This is a genomic window from Streptosporangium oxazolinicum, assembly GCF_039537505.1.
In the GTDB taxonomy this organism is placed as follows: domain Bacteria; phylum Actinomycetota; class Actinomycetes; order Streptosporangiales; family Streptosporangiaceae; genus Streptosporangium; species Streptosporangium oxazolinicum.
This window is the reverse complement of record NZ_BAABAQ010000007.1, coordinates 328507-353202: the sequence shown is the minus strand read 5'-3', so window position 1 is coordinate 353202 and position 24696 is coordinate 328507. Positions and strand designations below refer to the sequence as shown.

The following is a 24696-nucleotide window of genomic DNA, read 5'->3' as shown; positions in this document are numbered from 1 at the left end:
CCATACTTCTACACGGCATAGAAGATTCGCATAAATTCGGCCGAGTGCGTGCGGGCACCCTGGCGTGGAGGGCTCGCCAGGGCGCTGGCGTACCCTGCTGCCCATGGTGAGATGACCATGAGGAAAGGGGTCACCAGTGCGGCTCGGCCATCTGGAGCGCTCGATCATGGAGGCCCTGTGGCGGCACCCGGGCGGGATGCTCGCCCAGGAGATCGCCGGCTCCCTGCCGTCCCAGCCCGCGGTGACGACCGTTCTGACCGTGCTGCTCCGCCTGTCACACAAGGGGCTGGTCGTCCGGGAACGCGTCGGCCGGGCACACCGCTACCGGGCCAGTGGCGGCAAGGACGCCTTCGTCGCGGAGGTCATGCAGGAGGCCCTCAGCGAGGCGGGCAACGTCGACGCCGTGGTCCACCGCTTCGTCGGGACCGTCTCCCCCGAGGTCGCCGCCGCCCTGCGCCTGGCCCTGCGGGAACGAGAGAACCGGCACGAGGAGCAGCACCCGCGAGAGGGGCAGGCGCCGTGACGGCGTGGATGCTCGCCGCCGGCATCGCGCCGCTCCCCCTCCTGCTCGGCGGGCGGATGACCGTACGGCTGGCCTCGGCCGCGTGGACGAGCCGCCGGCCGCGGGCCGCGCTGGTGCTGTGGCAGGCCATCGGCCTGTCCGCCGGTCTGGGCGCCCTCGGACTGGGGCTGGTCGCCGCGGTCGCGCCGCTGGCGGCGGCCTTCCCGCACGGCGTGCACACCCTCGGCGACCAGATCCTCGACGGACGGGGCCTGTCCGGCCTGGGCTGGGGTCACGTCGCCGCGCTGCTGTGGTCGCTGTCGCTGCCGGCCTGGCTGCTGGCCCACACGGCGCGCACCCTCACCAGGACGGCCGCCGACCGGCGACGCCAGCGCCTGTTGATCGACCTGGTCGCCGACCTGGACCGCGGCTACGGCGCCCACGTCCTGCCCGAGGCCCGGCCCGTCGCCTACTGCGTGCCCGGACGCAGCAGACGACGGGCCCGCGTCGTGGTGAGCCGGGGCACGCTGGAGCGGTTGAGCCCTCGCCACGTGCACGCCGTCCTGGCCCACGAACGCGCGCACGCCCGCGGCCGTCACGACCTGGTCCTGCTGCCCTTCGCGGCGCTGGCGCAGGCCCTCCCGATCCTCAGCGCCCCGCGTACGGCGGTGCGGGCGGTGTCGGTGCTGCTGGAGATGCTCGCCGACGATCAGGCCCGTCGGCGTCACGGCGACCTGGTCCTCGCCCAGGCCATCGTCCAGATGGTCACCCCCGGCGATCAACGACCGGCTCACGCCCTGGCCCTGGCCCAGGTGGAGGTCGTCCAGCGCGTCGAGCGGCTCCTGACCGGCACGACCGCCCCGGGCCACGGGACGGCCGTCGCGGCCTACGGCGCCGCGGCCGGGCTGCTCAGCGGGCCGCTGGCCGTCCTGATCGCCCCCATCGTCTGCACCGTCCTCTAGCCCGTCCTCTAGCCGTCCCGACGGCGTGCCCCGGCCTTCCCCCGGCCGGGGCACGGGCGGGTCAGTCGGTGCCGAACTCCATCGCGGCGCGGTCGAGCATCTCGTCGTCGCCGGAGACCGTGCCGCGTGAGGCGATGGCCTCCGCGCCGCCCCGCGGCATCGCGCCGATCAGCCCGGTGGAGGCCGCCTGGGCGGCGCCGATGAGCGCGGGGTGGGTGGTGCCGACCATGCCGAGGTTGGCGTACTGCTCCAGCTTGGCGCGCGAGTCGGCGATGTCGAGGTTGCGCATGGTGAGCTGGCCGATCCGGTCCACCGGGCCGAACGCCGAGTCCTCGGTGCGCTCCATCGACAGCTTGTCCGGGTGGTAGCTGAAGGCCGGGCCGGAGGTGTCCAGGATCGAGTAGTCCTCGCCGCGCCGCAGCCGCAGCGTCACCTCGCCGGTGATCGCCGTGCCGACCCAGCGCTGCAGCGACTCTCGCAGCATCAGCGCCTGCGGGTCGAGCCAGCGGCCCTCGTACATCAGCCGGCCGAGCCGCCGTCCCTCGTTGTGATAGCTCGCCAGGGTGTCCTCGTTGTGGATCGCGTTGACCAGCCGTTCGTACGCCGCGTGCAGCAACGCCATCCCGGGCGCCTCGTAGATGCCGCGGCTCTTGGCCTCGATCACCCGGTTCTCGATCTGGTCGGACATGCCCATGCCGTGCCGTCCGCCGATCGCGTTCGCCTCCATCACCAGGTCGACCGGGGTGGCGAACTCCTTGCCGTTGATCGTCACCGGGCGGCCCTGCTCGAAGCCGATGGTCACGACCTCGGTGGCGATCTCGACCGCGGGATCCCAGAACCGCACGCCCATGATCGGGTCCACGGTCTCGATGCCGGTGTCGAGGTGCTCCAGGGTCTTGGCCTCGTGGGTGGCGCCCCAGATGTTGGCGTCGGTCGAGTACGCCTTCTCGGTGCTGTCACGGTAGGGGAGGTCGTGGGCGAGCAGCCACTCCGACATCTCCTTGCGGCCACCGAGCTCGGACACGAAGTCGGCGTCGAGCCAGGGCTTGTAGACGCGCAGGTGCGGGTTCGCGAGCAGGCCGTAGCGGTAGAACCGCTCGATGTCGTTGCCCTTGAACGTCGAGCCGTCGCCCCAGATCTGCACGTCGTCGTCGATCATCGCCCGGACCAGCAGGGTCCCGGTGACGGCACGGCCGAGCGGCGTGGTGTTGAAGTAGGGGCGCCCGGCCGAGCGGATGTGGAACGCGCCGCAGGTGAGCGCGGCCAGGCCCTCCTCGACCAGCGCCGCGCGGCAGTCGACCAGGCGCGCGATCTCGGCACCGTACGTCAACGCGCGGCTGGGCACCGAGGCGATGTCGGGCTCGTCGTACTGGCCGATGTCGGCGGTGTAGGTGCACGGGACGGCACCCTTGTCGCGCATCCACGCGACGGCGACCGAGGTGTCGAGGCCGCCGGAGAAGGCGATGCCGACGCGCTCGCCGCTGGGCAAGGAGGTGAGAACCTTGGACATGAAACAAGAGTATGCATCACGACGCATGACTATGCAAAATAAGGTGACGCGCGTCACCACGCTCACCGCGCCCCGCGAGGTGATCGAGTACCGGCCGGGGACGCCGTGGACGGGCACGGCGGCCGATCCACCGGGACACCCGCCCGGCGCCCCCGGCTGCCGCGTCAGGCGGGGGCGCCGGGCGGCGGGCTCGCGTGGAGCTGGAACGAGGTGACCCCGAGCCGGTCGATCACGGCGACGGATGGCTGGTGAGATAGCCGCCCATGGTGCGGAAGTAGTCGGTGGCGCGGTGCTCCCGGCCGTCGTCGGTGCGGATCCGCTCCACCACCACCCCGTACTCGGTGCCGCCGCGCGCGCCGGGACCGCAGACGATCGCCACCCCCTCGCCGTCCGGGCGGAACACCCGGCCGGGCGTGCCGCCCAGGCGGAGCCTCGACACCGAGGCGGCCAGGATCCCGATGCGCTCGCCGTTGAAGTAGGCGAACGTGCTGGGGTAGGGGTCCGACTGGGCCCGGACCAGGTTCACGATGTCCCTCGCCGACCACGTCCAGTGGATCCTGCTGTCCTCGACCGAACGCTTGTGGAAGAACGTGGCGTCGGCCGGATCCTGCTTGGCCCAGTCCGTCCGGCCCGAGTCGATGAGCTCGATGGCCTCCAGGGTCATCGGCGCGAACAGCTTTATCGTCTTGTGGAACAGGTCGGTGACGGTGTCGTCGTCCTCCACCGGGACCCGGCGCTGCAGCACGATGTCGCCGAGGTCGAACTTCTCGTTCATGAAGTGGACGGTGACGCCGACCTCGCGCTCACCGTTGATCAGGGCCCAGTTGAGCGGCGCGAAGCCCCCGTAGCGGGGCAGCAGCGCGTCGTGGACGTTGATCGCGCCGTGCTTGGCCAGGCCGTAGACGTGCGGCGCCACCCAGGTGCGCCAGTCCGAGGAGACCATGAGGTCGGGCCCCAGCCCGCGCAGCCGTTCCACCACCTCCTCGTCGTTGGCGTACCGGCGCTCCAGTACGGGGATGCCGTGCTTCGCCGCGAGATCGGCCACCGAGTCGTCCCAGATGGTCTCGTAAGCGTGATCGCTCGCCGGGTGGGTGATGACGAGCGGGACCTCGTGCTCGGTCAGCAGGGCCTCCAGGACCCGGTGACCCCACGTTTGGTAGCCCATGAAGACAAGACGCACGCCCTCTGTCCTTTCCGTAGGTTCCGTAGGTGAAGAGTGGAGTGTGGTGACCGGGCCGGGCGGGCGGCCGTCTACCCCTTCCCTCCCGGCCCGGTGCGCAGTGTCCTGATCTCGCGGGTGAGCAGCAGCGGCAGGCACACCAGGGCCGCCAGCGAGCCGAGGACCCACAGCATCGGCCGGACGCCGAACACGTCGCCGAGCACGCCGCCGACGGCGGCGCCCAGCGGGAGCGTGCCCCACACCGCGAACCGCATGGACGCGTTCATCCGGCCCTGCAGCTCCGTCGGTGTGATCGCCTGCCGCAGGCTGATCTGGTTGATGTTGTAGACCGAGATCCCGGCCAGCATCAGCCCGATCGCGACGGAGACGAGCAGCGAACCGGCGCCCGCTCCCGCCGAGGCGATGAGCAGGATCGGCAGCACCGCCAGCACCGCGGCGCCGACCAGCGTCGGCCCCAGCCCCAGCGTCCTGACCACCCGCGCGTTGACCATCGCGCCGAGCAGGGCGCCCGCGTTGCCCAGGGTCAGGATGAGCCCGAGCGCGCCGGGCGTGAGACCGAGGTCGCCGAGCGCGAACACGACCAGCAGCGCGGTCAGCGCGCCGCCGAGCCCGATCAGGTTCATCAGTGCCGTGCACAGGGCGATCGCCCGCAGCGTGCGGTTGCCGAAGACGAAGCGCAACCCCTCACCGATCTCCGTGACCATCCTCCGGCGCGGGGCGGCGGGGTCGGGCCCGGCGGCGGGACGGCGGGTGATCATGCTGACCAGCACGGCCGACACCAGGTAGCCGGCCACGTTGAACAGCAGCACGAGCGGCGCGATCAGCACCTGGACGAGCAGGCCGCCGAGGCCCGGTCCTCCCAGGTACGCGATCGACCTGGACACCTCCAGCCGGGTGTTGCCCGCGGGGATGTCCTCGGTCTCGACCACCGAGGGCAGGAACGCCTGGTCGGCGATGTCGAAGAACACCGTCTGCACGCCGACCAGCAGGCCGACGACCAGCATCAGCCCGATGCTCAGCAGGTCGAACAGGTAGGCGAGCGGCAGGGTCGCGAGGACCACCATCCGCCCGACGTCGGTGAAGATCAGGATGCGGCGCCGGTCCCAGCGGTCGACCCACACGCCCGCGGGCAGCGAGACCAGCAGGAACGGCAGGGTCTCCGCGGCCGCGAGCAGGCCGACCTGGGTCGTGGACGCGTCGAGCACGGTCAGCGCGATCACCGGGATGGCGAAGAAGGTGATCTGCGAGCCGATCTGGCTCACCGTCTGGGCCGCCCACAGCAGGGTGAAGTCACGGTGCCGCCAGAGACTTCGCCGGTGCGCGGTGGGCGTGGCCTTGCTGTCCATTGGGGGGTGTCCCTTTCTCCGTCGGTGCCGATTCAGCCGGCGGCGAGGTGCTCACGCAGCGAGCGCGGGCGCATGTCGGTCCACACCCGCTCGATCCGGTCGAGGCAGGTCTCGCGGTCGCCGACGGTCCCCTCCTCGGTCCATCCGGGGGGCAGGGCACGTCCGACGGGCCAGATCGAGTACTGGTCCTCGTCGTTGCGGACGACGCGGTGGTCGGTGGGGTCGGTCATGGGCACTCCTCGCGGTGGTTCCTCTTCAATGGGGTGGGCGTGTCAGGGACAGCAGGTCGGCGACCGGCCGGTCCAGTCCGTCGGCCAGGGCGTCGAGCACCCGCCTGACGTGGTGCAGCAGCTCCACGGCGCGCTCGTCCGACACCTGCTCGCGGTAGTAGCTCACCTTCAGCAGCAGGGCGGGGTCCGGCCAGACGACCAGCCGCAGCGTCTCGTCGCCGGGGGCGCCGTTGGCGATCGGGTTCCAGCCCGCGAGCCGCGACTGCAGCCGCCCGTCGAACGGGAAGTTCTCGACGACGATCTCCGAGTCGTAGAGCCGGTCGGCGTCGTCGATCCCGCACCAGCGCTGGACGTCCAGGGGCGAGACGTACTCGAACCCGGCCGCCTCGGCGTGGTTGTCCTGCAGGCCGCGCAGCCAGTCCCGGCAGCGGGCCGCGCGGTCCACGACGACCCGGCTGGGCAGCCGGTTGTTGAGGCAGCCCACGATGTCCTCCGCGCCGCCGACCGCGTCGGCGCGGCCCGAGACGACGGTGCCGAAGACGAGATCGCCGGTGCCGAGCGCGTGGCCGAGCGCGATCGCGTACGCGCCCTGCACCAGGGTGTGCAGCGTCAGCCCCGCCTCGGCCGCCCGCCGGTTCAGCGGGGCCGTGCGCTCGGCGGGCAGCCAGACGCGCTGGTCGGCGTGGGACTCACCGCCCGCGGAGCCCGGACCGAGCCCGGCGGCGACCAGCCCGCGCGGCGCCCCGGCGAGCCTGCCGGTCCAGTACGACCGGGCGGCGGCGTCGTCACGCTCCTGCCACCAGCGGGCGATCACGCCGGGTTCCGGCCGGGTGGCCAGGGTGACCGGCTCACCGGCGCGGAACCCGTCGTGCAGGTCGAACAGGTCCCGCAGCAGCGCCGGGAACGACCAGCCGTCGAGGTTCAGGTAGGAGTAGTCCCACACCAGGCAGGCGGCTCCGGGACCCCGGTCGAACACGGTCAGCTCGACCTGGCAGCGGCGCAGCGGATCGGCCGGGGTGCTCCTGAGGACCCCCAGGTGGCGGTTGACCGCCAGGACCGCCTCGTCCGTGCCGAGGCCGCCGAGGTCCTCGCGGCGCACGCGGAGCGCGGCGTTGCGGTGCACCACCTGAAGGTCCCTGCCGTCGTGCGTGCGCAGCGAGGTGCGCAGGGCCGGATGGTGCTCGACCAGCGCGTTCCACGCCAGGACCAGCAGGTCCACGTCGATGTCCGTGCCGCTGACGTCGAACGCCTCGTACACCCGGTACATCCCGGGCCGGGGCCGGTGCCGCAGCCGGTTGAGCCCCCAGCGCTGCATCGGCCCGGCCGGTTCGATCCGCTCGGCGTCGAGCAGTCCGGCCAGCAGCGCGGGACGGCTCGCGCCGTCGATGCCGAGGTGGGCGGTCTCGGGCAGCCGGAAGCCCCTGGGAACCGGCCCGGCCTCGGCCGTCGGCGGCTCGCCCTCCCGCGGCGTCCAGGTCGCGCCGAGTGCCCCGGCCAGCTCGCGGACCGTCTGGTGGGCGAACACGTCCCGCGCGGTGAACGGCATCCCCGCCGCCCTGGCCAGGGAGACCACCCGGATGCTGGAGATCGAGGTGCCGCCGACGGCGAAGAAGTTGTCGTCGGCCGAGATGTCCTCGCGGCCGAGGACCTTCCACCAGATGCGCAGGAGCGCCGCCTGGCCGTCGTCCGTCGGCACGTCCGTCGGCGCGGGCCCGCCCTCGGCCGGTTCCCGCCCCCGGATGGGCTCCGGTAGCGCGCTCGGCACGAGCTTGCCGCCCGCCGTACGCGGCAGCCCGGTCAGCTCGACCAGGTGGGCGGGCACCTGGTAGCCCGGTATCCGCTCGACGAGGAAACGCCGCAGGTCGCCGGTGTCGAGCGTGCCGCCGGGCCGGGCGACCACGTAGGCGACCACCTCGTGCGAGCCCTCGGTGCGCACCGCGCGGGCGACCACCTCCTCGACGTCGGGGTGGGCGGCGACCGCCACCTCGACCTCTCTCAGCTCGACCCGGTGGCCGCGTACTTTGACCTGGCCGTCGACCCGGCCGACGAAGCGCAGCACGCCGTCGGCGTCGACCCTGGCCCGGTCGCCGGTGCGGTACATCCGCGCGCCCGGCTCACCGCCGAACGGGTCGGGCACGAACCGCCGCGCCGTCGCGGCGGGCAGGCCGGGGTAGCCCCGGGCCAGGCAGGGGCCCGCGACGTACAGCTCCCCTGCCAGGCCCGGCGCGACCGGCCACATCTCCGCGTCGAGCACGTAGGCGCGCATGCCGCGCATCGGCAGGCCGATGGGTACCACGGGACCGAGTCCGCCGTCGCTCACCGAGCCGGTGTGGGTGATCGAGGTGATCAGGGTCTCGGTGAGGCCGTAGGCGTTCACCACCGGCACGTCGGTCCGCTCGGCCCAGCGCTTGAGGTCGGCCACATAGCCCGCCTCCGCGCCGATCACCACCGTGCGCAGCGCCGGGGGCAGCGGGCGCGGGCGGCGTTCCAGGTCGCGCGCCCACTCGGCCCAGTAGGAGCTGGTGAAGTCGGCCAGCGTGCCGCCGCCGTCGGCGAGCACCCGCTCCAGGTCCACCGGGGCGATCCTGTTGTCCTCCAGCAGCAGCACCCCGCCCCCGACGCACCACACCGGCACCGTCTCCTCGAAGCAGACGTCGAAGGTGAGCGCGGCGAACTGCAGGAACACGTCGTCGGCGGTGATCGCGAGCCGCTCGGCGAAGATACTCGCGTAGAACGCGAGCGCGTCGTGGCCGACCGCCACCGGCTTGGGAAGCCCGGTCGATCCCGAGGTGAACAGCACGTACGCCAGCGCGTTGAGCAGGGTGGCGGGCGCTCCGGCCCCCGCGCCTCTGGTCTCCACTCCTCCGGCCTCCGCGCCTCCGGTCCCCGCCTCCCCGGTCCCCGCCTCTCCGGCACTCGTGTCTTCTGTGTCCGCCTCGTCGGTGTCCGCGGTGATCCCGTCCAGGTCCAGCCAGGTGAGGTCCGCGTCGAGGGCGAGCCGCCGCGCGACCTCCTTGGCCGCCTCCGCGGACTCGGCCAGCCCGAGGCGTACGCCGGCCGCCTCCGCCATCGCGCGCAGCCGCCGGTCGGGCAGGGACAGGTCGAGTGGGACGACGGCGGCGCCCGCGTACCAGGTGCCGAGTACCGCGACCGCCCAGCCCACCCCGCGCGGCAGGGCGAGCAGTACGGTGTCGTCCGGCCCCGCGCCCGCCGCGCGGATCCGCGCGGCCAGGCTCCTGGCCCGGCGGTCGAGCTCGCGGTAGGTCACCTCGACGCCCTGGCAGGTCCTGGCCGCGACGGCGCCGGGGCACAGGGCCGCCCGTTCGGAGATCTGCACCGGCACCGGCACCCGGGTCGGCAGGATCGGCCCCTCGGCCCCGACCGGCCCGGACAGCAGGCTCCCGCTCCCGCCCGCGTCCAGGTCGCGCACCAGCCCACCGTCCCCGTTCCCGTCCCCACCGGCCACGAAGGACTCCAGCAGGGCCAGGTAGGCTCCGGCCAGCGCGGCCACCGTACTCTCGTCGAACAGGTCCGTCCGGTACTCCCAGTCGGCGACGACTCCCCCCGCCGTGACCTCCACCCCGAGGCCCAGCTCGAACTTGGCGTTCGCGCACGGCGTCGGCATCCGCTCGGCGGCGAGACCGGCGCCGAACCCGGGAGTGATCGCGTCGAGCTGGTCGAGGCCGCACACCACCTGCACGAGCGGCGCGTACGCCGTCGAGCGCGGGACCCGCAGCCGGTCCACCAGCTCCTCGAAGCCGACACCGCCGTGGCGCATCGTCTCCAGCACCCTGGCCCGCACCTGGTCGAGCAGGTCCCGGACGGTGTCGCCGGCGCCGACGCGCAGCCGCAGCGGGACGGTGGTGACGAACATGCCGACGGTGTCCACGTCGTCCATCGACGCCCGTCCCGACGACGGCGAGCCGATCACCAGGTCGCGCTGCCCGGTGAGCCGGGCCAGCAGGACCGCGTACGCGGCGAGCACCACCATGTACGGCGTGACGCGCCACCGCGCGCAGGCGGCGACGAGCCGCCGCCACAGCCCCGGCGGGATCGTCCGGCGCAGCGCGCCACCCGCGCTGCCGCCGCCCTCCGGCCGTGGCCGGTCGGCCGGCAGGTCGATGACCTCGGGGGCGTCGCGCAGCATCTCCTCCCAGTGGCGCAGGGCCTCCTCCCTGCCGGGTGGCACGGTCGTGTCCCGGCCGAACCAGGACGCGGCGGCGGGGAGCCCGGCCTCCGTCCCGCCGGAGAGCGCACGGTAGAGCAGGCCGAGGTCGCGATACAGCACCCGCAGGGACAGTCCGTCGCACACCAGGTGGTGCGCCACCAGGACCAGCACGTGGTCGTCGGCGGACAGCCGCAGCAGGGCGGTGCGCAGCAGCGGGCCCCGGGACAGGTCGAACGGCCTGTCCACCTCGTGGGCGAGCCTGGCCCGCGCCATCTCCGGCGCGGTGTGCGGCGAGTGCGAGAAGTCCACCACCGGCATCGCGAGCACGACCGGGCCGGTGTCCTCCAGAAAGGGCCGCTCACCCGCGACGACACGGCCACGCAGGACCGGATGCCTCTCCAGCAGGGCCGCCAGCGCCCGGTGCAGCGCGTCGGCGTCGAGGGGGCCGCGCACCCGCAGGGAGGCGTTGATGTGGTATAGCGCGGCCCCGCCGTCCGCCAAGGCCGCGCGCTCCCACTGCTCGCCGAACCAGAGCCCGAGCTGCGCCGGGGTCAGTGGCGCGCGGACCGGCGCGCCGGTCACGCCGGGACCTCTTCCGCGGGCGGGGTCACGGCGAGGTGGCCGACGAGCTCGGCGACCGTCGGGTGGGCGAAGAAGTCGGCGACCGGGAGATCCATCCCGGTCGACGCCTTGAGCCGATGGCGGATCCGCAGCACCGCGAGCGAGTGCCCGCCCAGGAGGAACAGGTTGTCGTGCCGGTCGACCCGGGGTACGTCGAGGATCTCCGCCCAGATGCCGCTCATGGTGCGTTCCAGTTCCGCCCACGGCGCCCGGTCTCCGCTCTCGTCACCGGGAACCGCTCCGGTGTCGTGCCGCGGTTCCGTGTCGTGCGACGGCTCCGTGTCGTACGGCGGTTCCGGCAGCCGGGCGCGATCGATCTTGCCCGAGGTGGTCAGCGGGATCTCGTCGAGCACGACGTAGGCGCGCGGCACCAGACCCGAGGGCAGCTTGGCCGCGGCGTGCGCGGCGAGGTCCTTCGCCGACGGCGGCTCGTCCGTCGCGGGCCGTACGTAGGCGACCAGGGCCTGCGCGGAAGCCTCGCCGCGCACCACGACATAGGCGGCCGCGACGTCCGGGTGGGTGCCGAGCACCTGCTCGATCTCGCCGAGCTCGACGCGCAGGCCACGGATCTTGACCTGCTGGTCGCGCCTGCCGAGGTATTCGAGCCTGCCGTCCAGCGCCCACCGCGCGCGGTCGCCGGTGAGGTAGAGCCGTCCGCCCGGCCGCCGGCCGTACGGGTCGGGGACGAACCGCTCGGCGGTGAGGCGGGCCCGGCCGAGGTAGCCGTCGCAGACGCCGTCGCCGCCGATGGCGAGCTCGCCCTCGACGCCGCGCGGCAGCAGGTGCCCGCCGGGGTCCACGACGTGGGCCTCGACGCCGGGTCCTGGCGTGCCGAGCGGCCAGGGCCGGTCGGGGTCGGCGGTCACCGGGCCGCCGGTGACGAACACCGTCGTCTCGGTCGGGCCGTACAGGTTGCGCACCATCGGCACGCCCGCCTCCTCCACCAGCCGGACGAGCGGCGCGGTCCCGGCCTCGCCGCCGAAGTTCACCGAGCGCACGCCCGCCGGGATCCCGCCCTCGCGCAGCAGCTCGGCGAGCATGCTGCCGACGACGTTGGCCTGGGTGGGGACCAGGTGCTCCGGCAGCGACGGCAGCGCGAACAGGTCGTCGACGAGCACGACCGTCCCACCGGCCGCCAGCGTCGGCAGGATCTCGTGCACCGAGATGTCGAACGTGAGCGCGGTGGCGGCGAGTGTGCGCTCCAGCAGCCCGTCCGGGGTCTTGGCGAGCGTCCAGCGTACGAAGTGGTCGAGGTTGGCGTGCGTCACCCGGCAGCCCTTGGGGAGGCCCGTGCTGCCCGAGGTGTACATGACCCACGCGGTCGAGGCGGGGTGCGGGGTCCGGAACGGGAGACCGTCCGCGGGTTCGGGCCCGGCTTCGAGCGCGCCGACGTCGAGCGGTTCCCAGTCCCCCGGGGGCAGCAGGCCCGCCGTGCCGGGCTCGACGAGGACCCGGCGCGCCCCGGAGTCCGCGAGCATGTACGCGATGCGGTCGGCCGGGTGGGCGGGGTCGAGCGGCAGGTAGCCCCGGCCGGAGAGCAGCGTGCCCAGCAGTGAGGTCAGCGCCCGCGGCGTGCGGCGCAGCAGGATGCCGACCGGCGCGCCGCCGCCGCCCGCGCCGGACTCGTCGAGCATCCGGGCGACCGACCGGGCCCGCCCGGCGACCTCCGCGTAGCTGAGCGTCCCGGCCGTCGTGCTGATCGCGGGCGCGTCCGGGACGCGCGCGGCCGTGGCGGCGAACAGGTCGGCGAAGGACGCCGCCGGGGCGGCGGGCCGGCCGGCACCCAGGGCGAGCAGCCCGGCCCGGCTCCCCGGGCCGACGAGGTCCACCTCGCCGAGGCGCGCGCCGGGGTTCTCGGTCATCGTGGCGAGCAGGTGCAGGTAGGAGTCCGCCACCTCGGCGATGAACTCCCTGTCGAACAGGTCGCTGTTGTACTCCCACAGCAGGGTGACCCGGCCGTCGAGGCGGCCGTCCGCGCCGGGCTCCGCCTCGGCTCTCGGGATGACGACCACGTTGAGGTCGACCTTCGCCGAGCCGTTGTCGCGCTCGTAGACCGTCGCCGAGCAGCCGGGCAGTTCCAGGTCGGGCATCCTGGCGTCGTTGGCGCTGAACATGATCTGGAAGTAGGGGTTGGCCGCCGGGTCGCGGTCGGGGTTGAGCGCGCGCACCAGTTCCACGAAGGGGAGCTCCTGGTTGGCCGTGGCCGCGCGCACGGTCGCGGTACTGCGGCGCAGCAGTTCCGCGAAGGTGGGGTCGCCGCCCGCGTCGCAGCGCAGCACGACCGCGTTGACGAACATGCCGATGACGTCCTCGGTCTCGGCGAGCTGGCGGTTGCCGAACGCCGAGCCGACCGCGAGGTCGTCCTGGCGGGTGTAGCGCCACAGCGTGGCGTAGAAGCCCGCGAGCATCGCGCTGAACAGCGTGGTGTGGTGGGTCCTGGCGAGCTCGCGGAGCGCGGCGACGGTGCGCGCCGACACCTCCAGCCGCACCATGCCGCCTTCGAAGCCCTGCGGTCTCGAACGGGGCCTGGTGGTGGGCAGCGACACCGCCGGTGGGCTGCCCGCCAGTGTCGCGGCCCAGTGTTCGCGCTGGCGTCGCATGCCCTCGCCGGCCAGTGCCCGCTCCTGCCAGCGCGCGTAGTCGGCGTACCGGAACTCGATCTCGGGCAGCCCGGCGGGCTCCCCGGTGACCTCGGCGGTGTAGGCGGCGCGCAACTCCCGCATCAGCAGGCCGAAGGACCAGCCGTCGTGGACGAAGTGGTGCTCCACCAGGATGATCTCGTGGGTGGCCGGGCCGAGCCGTACCACCGTCCATCGCACCAGCGGCAGCTCGGCGAGGTCGAACGGCGTGGTCATGTCGCGGACGACGAGTTCCTCCACCCTGGCCCGGTGCTCGGACTCCGGCACATCGGACAGGTCGACGAGGTGGACCGGCGTCGGGCCCTCGGCGTGCACGCGCTGGAACGGCACCCCGTCGTCGTCGTGGAAGGTGGTCCGGAAGATCGACTGGCGGGCGGTGATGACGCCGACCGCGCGGCGCAGCGCGTCGAGGTCGAGGTCGCCCGCCACCCGCATCGTCGTCTGCGCGTGGTAGGCGATGTTGCCGGGGGCGAGCCGGTCGAGGAACCAGACCTGCTGCTGCTGCGCGGTGAGCGGTACGCGGTCGTCGTCGCCGCCGCGTTCCATCGGGGGCAGTGCGTTCTCCGCGCCGGGGCCGCCCCGGTCGACGAGCGCGGCCAGCGCGGCGATCGTCGGGTGTGCCATCAGGTCGGCGACGGTGACCTCGACCGGCCAGCGGGCGCGGATCCGGTTGGTGATCTGCACGGCGGCGAGGGAGTGCCCGCCGAGGTCGAAGAACGAGTCGTCGGCGCCGATCCGCTCGACGCGCAGCGTCCGGCTCCACATCCGGGCCAGCGCGGTCTCGGTGCCGGTGACCGGCGCGCGGAAGGGCACGTCGTCGGCGCGCCGCCACAGCTGGGACTTGGGCAGCGCGTCAGCGTCGATCTTGCCGCTGGGCAGCAGCGGGAGCGCGTCGACGACGACGTAGCGGCTGGGGATGTGACCGGCGGGCAGCGACCGTGCCAGATGCTCGCGGAGCCTGCCCGCGGTGGGCACCCGGTGGGCGTCGACCGGCACGACGTAGGCGATCAGCCGGGTGTCGCCGTCGTCGCCGGTCTCGGCGCGCGCGTGGGCCGCGGCGACCTCGGGGTGGGAGCACAGGTGCCGGACGACCTCCCCGGGGTGCACCCGCTGGCCCCGGATCTTCACCAGGTCGTCGGCCCGGCCGAGGATCCGCAGCACGCCGCCGTCGTCGAGGACGCCGCGGTCGCCGGTGCGGTACAGGCGCGCTCCGGCGCGGCCCGACCAGGGGTCGGGGACGAACCTGTCGGCGGTGAGGCGGGGGTCGCCGCGGTAGCCGAGCGCCACGCCGGGCCCGCCGATGTGGACCTCGCCGGGACGGCCGGGCGGGACCCGCTCCAGGTTCTCGTCGAGCACGAGGACCTCGGTGCCCGGGATGGCCGTGCCGACGGGCAGGGTCGCTCCGCCGTCAGCGGCGTCGGCGTCGGTGAGCGGGTGCGTCGTCGAGGTCACCGTCGTCTCGGTGAGACCGTACGCGTTGATCGTCTCCACCCGGCAGAACCGGCGCCAGGTGGCGAGCGTCGCGGCGCGGCCCATGTCGCTGCCGATGACCAGCAGGCGCAGCGAGGGGGGTATCGAGGGGGGCGCGCCGCCGCCCCGGTCGAGGTCGCGGACCCACTGCTCCCAGTAGGGGGTGGGGAGGTTGGCGACGGTGACCCGTTCGCGGGTGAGGAGGCCGGTGAGCTGCTCCGTGGTGATCGCCGAGGTCGGCGCGAGCACGAGCGTGGCCCCGGCCAGCAGGGTCGGGAAGATCTCCTCAAGTGCCACGTCGAAGCCGGCGGTGGCGAACTGCAGGACCCGGTCCCCGCCGCTCAGCGCGTACGCCGCCCGGATGGCCCACGCGTGCGCGCCGAGCGCGCGGTGCGGGACCTCGACGGCTTTCTGCGTGCCGGTGGTGCCCGAGGTGAACAGCACGTAGGCGAGCCGCTCGCCGTGCGGGAAGCACCCGGCGAACGGCCCGGCGCCGGATTCGGGGAGCGGCCGGACACCGGCCCGCTTGGCGACGGCGGCGCCCGCCGCGTCGGTGAGGCACAGGTCGGCGGCGGCGAGCATGCGCAGCCTGCGGTCGAGCGGCAGTTGCGGGTCGACCGGCAGGAAGGCGGCACCGGACAGCAGGACGCCGGTCAGCGCGGCGATCAGCTCCTCGCCCCTGGGCAGCATGATCGCGACCACCGTCTGCGCCCCGGTGGGGCCGGTCGGGTCGCCGACGCGCAAGGCGACGCTCAGCGCCCGTTCCTCCAGTTGCCGGTAGGTCAGTTCCGATGTGCCCGCCCGTACGGCGATCCGGTCGCCGCCCGTCCTCAGCGACTCGGCGAGGGCGGCGCACAGCGGGTAGGAGAAAACATCGGCGTCGTCGGGCATGGGGTCCACACAGCCTCCCTGGTCGTCAACCGCGCTCGAATGACGCCGGGAATGTGAGAACGGCACGCGGGACCACCGAAAACGGGCCGCACGCGGCGTCGAGCCGCCTCACCGGGCATCGGCGAACCGCGGCCCGAACCTTTGGATGTCCCCTGATCGATTTCGGCGGCCCCACACACACCGAACCAGGGCGTGAAAACCCGGATCTACTCGGACCCTTATCTGCTGACTTATGGTCCGATCGCGACGCGGATAACGTCCGGGCTAGCTGTCGTTTACCCGCTGCACTCTCATTTCCAGAGCCATAGCAGAGCACAGTGGTTGTCACCTAACAACCCCGCAAGACTTTTTTGTTATTTTCGCTGTGCAGCGGAAATATGGGCCTTGTCGTCCGTTCGAAATTGTTGTATTGATTCCGTCCGGCCCGTCGCCCGCAGCGGGCGAGGACCGGAACGTGGCGGTGTTTTCGCAGGTGAGCGCCTTGACGCGAGAGGCCGGAGGAGAGCGGGCCGCCCGCTCGGGGCGGGAGCCTCACGGGGGGCCGCGATTCCCGGCGGCGGCCGGGGCGCGCGTCGGAAAGATCGCGCCGCCGCGCGGCCCGGTCGCCCGGCGCCGCCTCCGGGCCGCCGTGCGAGCGGCGTCCCCGCCGGGCGGCCACACGGAAAATTGGAACCGTCCATTGACGCGGATAGATAGCCTGGTGCATCATTCAGGCGTCGTCAGGCCGGTTTATCGATGATTGTTCGCCGACGCCGTGATTCTTATATCCATCGTGCCATTCTCCGGGATGCGTAACACGGTGACAGCCCGACCCCGAGAGTGAAGACGCTGGTCAGGCCGCCATTCGTTAATCGGATTTTTACGATCAAAGGAACGGGCATTGACTGACAAGTTATGGGGTGGTCGCTTTGACGAGGACATCACCGGGGACGTTCTCGACTACACCCTCACCGTGGACGTCGACGAGCGGCTCGTCTTCGCGGACCTGTGGCAGGACATCGCGCATGTGCTGATGCTGGGCGCCCGGGGAATCGTCACCGGCGAGGTCACCCGGGCCCTCCTCGGCGCGCTGCTCCGGCTGTGGGACCTGAGCGAGCACGGGGAGCTTCGGCTGCGCCCCGAGCTGGAGGACGTCCACTTCAACATCGAGCAGATGGTCATCGAGGACCTGGGTCGTGAGATCGGCGGCCACCTGCAGACCGCGCGCTCACGCAACGACCAGGTCTCCACCGACACCCGCATGTACCTGCGGCGGGTCCAGCTCGACGCGGTCGCGGCGAACCTGGAGCTCGTCGGTGAGCTGCTCGGCTTCCCCGAGGAGGACCTGCTCGCGATCCTGCCCGGCTACACCCACAGCCAGGCCGCCCAGCCGATCTCCGTCGCCTTCTGGAAGACCGCGCACGCGAGCATGCTCCTGCGCGACGTACGCCGGTTGCGCGACGTGTTCGGCCGGACGGACGAGTCCCCCCTGGGCTCCTGCGCGCTGGCCGGCACGTCCTTCGCGCTCGACCGCGAGCTCACCGCCCGGCTGCTCGGGTTCTCCGGCGTGCTCGGCCACGCGCTGGACGCCACCAGCGCCCGCGACCATATCATCGAGAGCGCCTCGGCCTTCGCGATCGGCGGCAACAACCTGTCCCGCATGGCCGAGGAGATCGTCATGTGGAGCGGGCACGAGTACAGCCTGGTCGAGGTCTCCGACGCCTACGCCACCGGCAGCTCGATCATGCCCCAGAAGAAGAACCCGGTCGTCGCCGAGCTGGCCAGGGGACGCACCGGGCGGACGGTGGGCACCCTCGTCCAGCTCCTCACCATGTCCAAGGGGGTGACCCTCGGCTACAGCTGCGATCTCCAGGAGGACAAGCCGTACCTGTGGCACGCCATCGACACCTACCTCTCGACCCTGCGCATCGTGGCCGGGCAGACCCGGGGGCTGCGCTTCGACGGCGCCCGGGGCGAGGAGCTGTGCTGGGACAACTTCTCCACGGCCACCGAGCTGGCCAACCACCTGGTCGCCGAGCGGGGGCTCGCGTTCCGCGAGGCGCACCACGTCGGCGGCGCGCTCGTCTCGGCCCTCCTCAAGCGGGGCGCGACGCTGCGGGACACGGCCGCCGGCGCGGAGATCCTCACCGGGCTCGGCCATCCCGTGCCCGAGCCCGTGCTCGCCCACCTGCTCGCGCCCCGGACCGCGGTGGCCGGCTACACCAGCCCCGGCGGCACCTCGCCGCGCAGCGTCACGGCCGTGCGCGCCGAGTTGCACGCGGCCGTGACCGCCCACACCGCCTGGCTCGACGGGACACGGCGAAGGCTCCGGAGCGCGTACGAGGCCGCCTTCCGCGCGGCCCGCGACGTCGCCGGTGGAACCGACGTCGGCGAGGCCCTCGGCCGTATCGCCCCCGACCTGCCCACGCTCAACGGAGACCCGTTATGAAGATCGTTCTGGCCTACTCCGGCGGCCTCGACACGTCCGTGGCCCTGCACTGGCTCAAGCGGCGCCACAACGCCGAGATCATCGCGTTCTGCGCGGACATCGGCCAGCTGGAGTCGCTGGAGACCGTGCGGGAACGGGCGCTGCGCACCGGCGCCTCGAAGGTCTACGTGGAGCCGCTCACCGACAGGTACCTGCGGGATTTCGCGCTGCCCGCCCTGCGGGCGCACGCGCGTTACGAGAACAAGTACCTGCTGGCCGCGCCGCTCTCCCGGCCGTTGATCGCCCAGCGCATGGTCGAGATCGCCCGCGCCGAGGGCGCCGACGCCGTGGCGCACGGGGCCACCGGCAAGGGCAACGACCAGGTGCGGTTCTTCACCAGCGTGACCGCTCTCGATCCGGGGCTGCGGGTGCTGGCGCCGGTCATCGACTGGGAGCTGACCACCCGCGAGACGGAGCTCGCCTACGCGCGGGAACACGGCATCGAGGTGTCGGTCAGCAAGGAGAACCCGTACAGCATCGACACCAACATCTGGGGCACCAGCATCGAGTGCGGTGAGCTCGACGACATCGACCGGCCGCCGCCCGGCCACGCCTGGCAGCTGACCGCCGACCCCAAGACCGCCCCCGACCGGGCCGAACGGGTCACGGTGGGCTTCGAGGCGGGGGTGCCCGTCTCCCTCGACGGCGACAAGCTGGAACCGGCCGACCTGGTCTCCCGCCTGACGGCGATCGCCGCCCGCCACGGCGTGGGGCGGATCGACATCGTCGAGAGCCGGATCGTGGGTTTCAAGACCCGCGGCATCTACGAGGCACCGGCGGCGACCGTGCTGATGGCCGCGCACGAGGAACTGGAGGCGATCGTCCTCGACCGGGAGACGCTGCACCACAAGCAGGGCCTCGCGCGGCGCTACGCCGAACTCGCCTACTACGGCTACTGGTTCTCCGACCTGCGCCGCGCCCTGGACGGTTTCGTCTCCACGTTGCAGCCGAGGGTGACGGGCGAGGTGACCGTCGAGCTCTACAAGGGGACCTGCGTCATCGTCGGCCGCCGTTCGCCGAACTCCCGCTACAGCGACTCGCTCGCCACCTACGAGGCGGGAGACACCTTCGACCACCGGGCGGGCGCGGGTTTCGCCTACGTGTGGTCGCTGCCGCTCAGGGGCTCCCCGCGCTGACCGCGCGACGAGCCCCGATCCCGGGCGTCCGCCCGGCGGCGACGGCCGCCGGGCTCGGCCTCAGCGGGCGACGGCCAGGGCGACCTCTCCGGTGGTACGGCTGGTGCGGCCGGTCTCGCCCGGCTCGTCCACGCCGCGGCCTCCTCCCGCCGCGAACCGTCGTCCGGCGCTCACGCCCGCTCGCTCAGCCCGATGGCGGCGGTGGGGCAGACGGCGGCGGCCTCGCGGACCGGGGTGTGCAGGTCCGCACCCGGCTCGGGGTCGAGCAGGACGACGATGCCGTCCTCGTCACGCTGGTCGAACACCTCCGGCGCGATCAGCACGCACTGACCGGCACCGCAGCATTTGTCCTCGTCCACGGTGACCTTCATACCGGTTTCCTCTCTGTCGGCCGGATGGGGCGGCGCCGGATCACCAGCGGACCGGGACCGTGCGCAGGCCGCCGACGGCCAGCCCCTCCACGCGCTCCAGCTCCCGCACCGGGACGGCCAGCTCCAGGGTCGGGAGCCTGCGCAGCAGCACCTCGAGCACGACCTGCAGCTCGGTGCGGGCCAGCGCCTGGCCCAGGCAGGAGTGGGCGCCCACGCCGAAGGCGAGGTGCGGGTTCGGGCTGCGGCTCAGGTCCATCTCGGCGGCGGCCTCGAAGGCTCTCTCGTCCCGGTTGGCCGCGGCCATGCTGCACACCACGGTGGTGCCGCGGGGCAGGGTCGTACCGCTGACCTCGGTCTCCTCGCGCAGGTAGCGCGGCAGGCCGAAACCGGCGTTGGCGTCGAGCCGCAGCGTCTCCTCCACCGCCGTGCGGATCAGCGACGGGTCGGCGAGCAGCCGCTCCCACCGGCCGCGGTCGGCCAGCAGCATGGAGACCATCTTGCCGATCATGTTGGCGGTGGTCTCGTGCCCGGCGACCAGCAGGCCCATGCCGGTGACCAGGATCTGCAGGTCGGACAGCCCGCCGTCCTCGGGGCCGCCTGCCGCGATCAGCTCGCTCAGCAGGTCCTCGCCCGGCTCGGCGCGCTTGGCGGCGAGGTGGCCGGACATGTACTGGAAGAACTCGCCCTGGGCGGCCTCGACCTCGGCCTGGCTGTAGCGGGTGAGGTTGAGCAGGGTGTCGGACCAGTACGAGAAGCGGTCCCGGTCCGCGTCCGGCACGCCGAGCATGTCGCAGATGACGTAGATCGGGAGCGGGAAGCCCAGGTCGGCCCTGAGGTCGCCGGGCCTGCCGCGTTCGACCATGTCGTCGACGAGCCGCTCGGCGATCCGGGTCATCGCCGGTCGCAGGGCGGCCATCCGCTTGGCGGTGAACCACTTGCCGACCAGGCGCCGCCAGTGCTGGTGCCCGTCGCCTCCGTCGGGGATGACCTGCGCCATCTCGCTGCTGAACACCCCGCCGCCCTCCGCCGACAGCCGCGCCGCGTCGGGGGCGTTGAGCTGACGGGTGAAGCGCGGGTCGGCGAGCACCTTCCTGACGTCCTCGTAGCGGGTCAGCAGCGTCGCCTGGTCGCCGCTGGGCAGCCTCACGTGCGCCACCGGGCACTCGCCGCGCAGCTCGGCCCATTCCGCGGGCGGCTCCAGCGCCGTGTCGTTGGGGATCGGGTAGCGCAGAACCTGCTCGTTGACACTCACGCGCGTCTCCTTGCGAATGGATGGTGTGGTCAGGTCGTGCCGCCGCTCACCCGCGCACGCCCCGGCCTGCCCGGGAAGCCCCTGCGCCACCAAGCTACCCTACACATGTCGGGAAACCTACACATGTAGTCCGACGGTAGGGTAAAAGACGTGGCCACGACCAAGAACAGCAACACCCCGTCCGGCGACCGACGCGTGCGCCGTACCCACACGGCCCTGGCACGCGCGCTGATCCAGCTCGTCGAGGAGCGCGACCTCTCCCGGATCACCGTCGCCGACGTCGCCGAACGCGCCGGATTGAGCCGCTCGACCTTCTACGACCACTACCGCGACGTCCACGAGCTGGCCGAGGCCGCCTGCACCGCGATGATCGACGGATTGATCGGCTCCCTGCCCACCCCCGGTCCGGAGGTCCCGGATCCGGTGCCCGAGGCGACCCAGTCGCTGGAGGCGTTCTTCGCCAGCCTCGCCGAGCACGCCGGGCTCTACCGCGCCCTGCTGGGTCCGCAGGGCAGCGCACGCGTCGTCGACCACATCCGCCGCCGCATCGCCGCGACCGTCCACGACCGCCTCCACCAGGCCGCCGGTGGTCTCCCCGACCCCGCCGGCTCGTCGGCGGACACTCCGTACGACGTCCCGGCCGCCTTCACCGCCGGGGCGCTCATCGGCGTGGCCTCCGACTGGCTTCAGCGCGGATGCTCGCGCTCCCCGGCCGAGATGGCCGCCCTGACCTGGCCGCTCTTCGGCGCGCTCTACCACCTCGACGCGGGCACGCCCCCTGAGACCGGCCCGTGACGCCGGACTCCCGCCCTCCCGTGCCCACGGGTGGCGTTCGTCCACCCCCTCGACGTCAGCCGAGGTCGAAGAAGATCGTCTCCTTCTCGCCCTGGAGGTGGACGTCGAAGCGGTAGAGGCCCTCGCGCTCCGGCGTGGCCAGCAGCGTGTGCGCGCGCTCGGAGGGCAGCGCGTCGAGGAACGCCTCGTGGGCGAGGTAGATACGGGTGTAGAGGTGGTGCAGCAGGCCGCGGGCGAACACGCACACGCTGATGTAGCCGTTGCCGGGCACGAGGGTGCGCAGCGTCCAGCGGCCGTCGGCGTCGGTGGGGACCCGGCCGAAACCGGTGAAGTCGACACCGTTCCTGCCGAGGAGCGCGCCGCTCGCCTGGTCGCGGCGCAGCGTGCCGGGCGCGCCGGTGAGGTCGCCGGACGGGGCGGCCTGCCAGAACTCCAGCAGCGCGTCCGGCACCGGATCACCCGCGCCGTCGTAGACGTGGCCGTGCACGGTGATGCCGCCGGTCGCGATGTCGCCGCCGCCGGGGAACGGGAGCGCGTAGCCGTAGAAGGGGCCGACGGTCTGCGAGGGGGTGGGGTTCACCGGCCCTCCTCCGCCCAGGTGGCGGCGGGGCCGTCCAGCACGATGTCCCACCGGTAGCCGAGGGACCACTCGGGGACGGACAGGTCGTGCTCGTAGGCGGCGACCAGGCGCCGCCGGGCCCGTTCGTCGGTGACGGAGTTGAGGATGGGGTCGTAGGGGAACAGCGGGTCGTTCGGGAAGTACATCTGGGTGACCAGGCGCTGGGCGAAGGCGGTGCCGAAGACCGAGAAGTGGATGTGCGCGGGACGCCAGGCGTTGACGTGGTTGCGCCACGGGTAGGCGCCGGGCTTGATCGTGGTGAAGGCGTAGCGGCCGTCGCCGTCGGTGAGACAGCGGCCGACCCCGGTGAAGTTGGGGTCGAGCGGGGCCGGGTGGCCGTCGCGCTGGTGCGGGTAGCGGCCGGAGGCGTTGGCCTGCCACACCTCCACGAGCTGGCCGCGCACCGGGCGCCCGTCCCTGTCGAGGACGCGGCCCCGCACGGTGATGCGCTCGCCCAGCGGCTCGGCGAGATGCTGCCTGGTCAGGTCGGCGTCGAGCGCGGTGACGTCGGTGACGCCGAAGACAGGCCCGGTGAGCTCGGCCGCGTCCGGGTCCTTGAGCGCGACCAGCGGCTGCCCGGGGTGGCGGAGCGCGGTGCTGCGGTAGGGGCCGTAGTCGCGGGACGGGTGGTGCCGCTCCGGGCCGTCGCCGGTGATCCGGAGCTCGCGGAGCTCGGCGATCTCGCGGTCGATGTCGGCCTGTGTGGGGGGTGTTGACATGACTCCTGACCTTCCGGAGGCGACGGCCGGGCCCTGGCCGGAGCCGGACGCCGCGGCCTTGACGACGCGGCCTTGGTGACGTGGACGGCCGGGTCGCCGGGATCCCGGTGGCCGGAGGGCGTGCGTACGGCGTCCGCGACGCGGACCCTCACGCCCTCACCTCGGCGTCCGTGCGGTCGCGCAGCTCCGCCGGGCTCACCCCGGGTGCGGTCTCCACCAGCCTCAGCCCCTCCCCCGTGACGTCGAGGACGCCGAGGTCGGTGATGATCCGGTGGACGCACCCCTTCCCCGTGAGGGGCAGCGTGCACCTCTCGACGATCTTCGGCGAGCCGTCCCTGGCGGTGTGCTCCATGATCACGATAACCCTGCGGGCGCCGTGGACCAGGTCCATCGCGCCGCCCATGCCCTTGACGAGCCTGCCGGGGACCATCCAGTTGGCCAGGTCGCCGCGGGCGGAGACCTGCATCGCGCCCAGCACCGCCACGTCGATGTGACCGCCGCGGATCATGCCGAACGACAGGGAGGAGTCGAAGAACGACGCGCCGGGGAGCACGGTCACGGTCTCCTTGCCCGCGTTGATCAGGTCGGGGTCGACCGCGTCCGGCGCGGGGTAGGGGCCGACGCCGAGGACGCCGTTCTCCGAGTGCAGGATCACGTCCACCTCCGCCGGCAGGAAGGAGGGGATGCGGGTGGGCAGGCCGATGCCGAGGTTGACGTAGTCGCCGTCGCGCAGCTCGGCCGCCGCGCGCGCGACCATCTGGTCACGGCTCCAGCTCATCGGGTGCCCTCCGCCCGGGGCGCGGGAGCGGAGGTGGTACGCCGTTCGACGGCCTTGTCGGCGGCCTGCTCCGGGGTGAGCCGCACGACGCGCTGGACGAACACGCCGGGCAGGTGGATCTCGTCGGGGTCGAGCTCGGTCAGCTCCTCGACCTCGGCGATCGTGGTCCTCCCGGCCATCGCGGCCAGCGGGTTGAAGTTCCTGGCGGCCTTGCCGAACACGAGGTTGCCGTACCGGTCCCCCCTGACCGCACGCACCAGCGCGAAGTCGGTGGTGATGCCGCGCTCCAGCACGTAGGCCCGGCCGTCGAACTCGCGCACCTCCTTGGGCGGCGAGGCGAGCACCACCGAGCCGTCCCGGCCGTGCCGCAGCGGCAGCCCGCCGTCGGCGACCGGCGTGCCGACCCCGGCGGGGGTGTAGAAGGCGGGGATGCCACAGCCACCCGCGCGCAGCCGCTCGGCCAGGCTGCCCTGCGGGGTGAGCTCCACCTCCAGCTCCCCGGCCAGGTACTGCCGGGCGAACTCCTTGTTGTCGCCGATGTAGGAGGCCGTCACCCGGCCGATCCGCCCGGCCGCCAGCAGGACGCCCAGGCCGCCGCCGTCCACGCCGCAGTTGTTCGACACCACGCCGATCCCGCGCACCCCCGTGTCGTACAGGGCCTGGATCAGCACGCTCGGGATGCCGCTCAGGCCGAACCCGCCCACCGCGAACGAGGCGCCGTCACGCACGTCCGCCAGCGCCTCCGCGGCGGTGGCGACCACCTTGTCCCTGCGCACGGCACTCCGTTCCGCAATGCGTTCGCTCTGCGAACTTTAGTTCATCATGCGCATGCGAGCCTACCCGATCTCCCCGGGAAAGGGGCCGTCGGCCGCGATCGTCCCTCGGCGGCGTCCCGGCACGCCGTCACCTCGGCGGCCGATCTCGCGTATGCCCACGCGCCGGAGGCCCTCGGTCCTCGGATCCCCGGCGAGGCGAGGAGCCCCGGCCGCGAGTCAGGAGGGGACGTCGGCGAGCCGGTCCTCAAGGCCGTCGAGGAGGGC

17 protein-coding genes are annotated in these 24696 nt (G+C 73.0%); 5 read left to right on the top strand and 12 right to left on the bottom strand.

Annotated features, from left to right (window positions below):
• The first annotated feature begins 136 nt into the window (after window positions 1-136).
• Window positions 137-523, top strand: a complete 387-nt coding sequence (locus tag ABD817_RS21090) for a BlaI/MecI/CopY family transcriptional regulator (protein ID WP_344919757.1) — start codon at window positions 137-139, stop codon at window positions 521-523.
• Complete coding sequence (locus tag ABD817_RS21085) at window positions 520-1464, top strand: M56 family metallopeptidase (protein WP_344919756.1); 945 nt, start codon at window positions 520-522, stop codon at window positions 1462-1464. Before ABD817_RS21090 ends, ABD817_RS21085 begins: the two co-directional genes overlap by 4 nt.
• A gap of 61 nt (window positions 1465-1525) precedes the next feature.
• Here the strand turns inward: ABD817_RS21085 and argG are convergent, their stop codons facing one another.
• The 6 genes from argG to ABD817_RS21055 form a co-directional block, all read right to left on the bottom strand.
• Window positions 1526-2974 carry an argininosuccinate synthase gene (gene argG / locus ABD817_RS21080; protein WP_344919754.1) on the bottom strand — a complete coding sequence of 483 codons (1449 nt, stop codon included), beginning with the start codon at window positions 2972-2974 and terminating at the stop codon, window positions 1526-1528.
• A gap of 229 nt (window positions 2975-3203) precedes the next feature.
• Entirely contained in the window at window positions 3204-4154 is a 951-nt protein-coding gene (locus ABD817_RS21075) for a methionyl-tRNA formyltransferase (RefSeq protein ID WP_344919753.1), read from the bottom strand.
• A gap of 71 nt (window positions 4155-4225) precedes the next feature.
• Window positions 4226-5500 carry an MFS transporter gene (locus ABD817_RS21070; protein ID WP_344919752.1) on the bottom strand — a complete coding sequence of 425 codons (1275 nt, stop codon included), beginning with the start codon at window positions 5498-5500 and terminating at the stop codon, window positions 4226-4228.
• Between the two features lie 32 nt (window positions 5501-5532).
• Window positions 5533-5730: an MbtH family protein gene (locus tag ABD817_RS21065; protein ID WP_344919751.1), complete on the bottom strand. Its 198-nt coding sequence runs from the start codon at window positions 5728-5730 to the stop codon at window positions 5533-5535.
• Between the two features lie 25 nt (window positions 5731-5755).
• Entirely contained in the window at window positions 5756-10480 is a 4725-nt protein-coding gene (locus ABD817_RS21060) for a non-ribosomal peptide synthetase (RefSeq protein ID WP_344919750.1), read from the bottom strand.
• Complete coding sequence (locus ABD817_RS21055) at window positions 10477-15519, bottom strand: amino acid adenylation domain-containing protein (RefSeq protein ID WP_344919829.1); 5043 nt, start codon at window positions 15517-15519, stop codon at window positions 10477-10479. The genes ABD817_RS21060 and ABD817_RS21055 overlap by 4 nt, the downstream gene beginning before the upstream one ends.
• Before the next feature lie 880 nt (window positions 15520-16399).
• On the opposite strand from ABD817_RS21055, the gene argH reads away from it, so the two are divergent.
• The gene (gene argH / locus ABD817_RS21050; RefSeq protein WP_344919749.1) at window positions 16400-17947 is read left to right on the top strand and encodes an argininosuccinate lyase; all 1548 of its coding nucleotides are present in this window, start codon (window positions 16400-16402) and stop codon (window positions 17945-17947) included.
• On the top strand, window positions 17944-19122 hold the full coding sequence (locus ABD817_RS21045) for an argininosuccinate synthase (RefSeq protein WP_344919748.1): 1179 nt from the start codon (window positions 17944-17946) through the stop codon (window positions 19120-19122). Before argH ends, ABD817_RS21045 begins: the two co-directional genes overlap by 4 nt.
• A gap of 170 nt (window positions 19123-19292) precedes the next feature.
• Here ABD817_RS21045 and ABD817_RS21040 read toward each other — a convergent pair whose 3' ends face one another.
• Entirely contained in the window at window positions 19293-19493 is a 201-nt protein-coding gene (locus ABD817_RS21040; protein ID WP_344919747.1) for a ferredoxin, read from the bottom strand.
• Between the two features lie 40 nt (window positions 19494-19533).
• Window positions 19534-20745 (bottom strand): cytochrome P450, encoded by a 1212-nt coding sequence (locus tag ABD817_RS21035; RefSeq protein ID WP_344919745.1) that lies wholly within the window; start codon window positions 20743-20745, stop codon window positions 19534-19536.
• A 150-nt stretch (window positions 20746-20895) separates the two neighbouring features.
• Between ABD817_RS21035 and ABD817_RS21030 the strand changes: the two genes are divergently transcribed.
• A complete protein-coding gene (locus ABD817_RS21030) occupies window positions 20896-21540 on the top strand; it encodes a TetR/AcrR family transcriptional regulator (RefSeq protein ID WP_344919744.1) in 645 nt (214 codons plus the stop codon).
• A gap of 55 nt (window positions 21541-21595) precedes the next feature.
• Here the strand turns inward: ABD817_RS21030 and pcaG are convergent, their stop codons facing one another.
• From pcaG to ABD817_RS21010, 4 genes are all read right to left on the bottom strand, one after another.
• Window positions 21596-22120: a protocatechuate 3,4-dioxygenase subunit alpha gene (gene pcaG, locus ABD817_RS21025; protein ID WP_344919743.1), complete on the bottom strand. Its 525-nt coding sequence runs from the start codon at window positions 22118-22120 to the stop codon at window positions 21596-21598.
• Window positions 22117-22878 (bottom strand): protocatechuate 3,4-dioxygenase subunit beta, encoded by a 762-nt coding sequence (pcaH, locus tag ABD817_RS21020; protein ID WP_344919742.1) that lies wholly within the window; start codon window positions 22876-22878, stop codon window positions 22117-22119. The genes pcaG and pcaH overlap by 4 nt, the downstream gene beginning before the upstream one ends.
• Window positions 22879-23026: 148 nt before the next feature.
• On the bottom strand, window positions 23027-23656 hold the full coding sequence (locus tag ABD817_RS21015; protein WP_344919741.1) for a CoA transferase subunit B: 630 nt from the start codon (window positions 23654-23656) through the stop codon (window positions 23027-23029).
• Complete coding sequence (locus tag ABD817_RS21010) at window positions 23653-24432, bottom strand: CoA transferase subunit A (protein ID WP_344919739.1); 780 nt, start codon at window positions 24430-24432, stop codon at window positions 23653-23655. Before ABD817_RS21010 ends, ABD817_RS21015 begins: the two co-directional genes overlap by 4 nt.
• Between the last annotated feature and the right edge of the window lie 264 nt (window positions 24433-24696).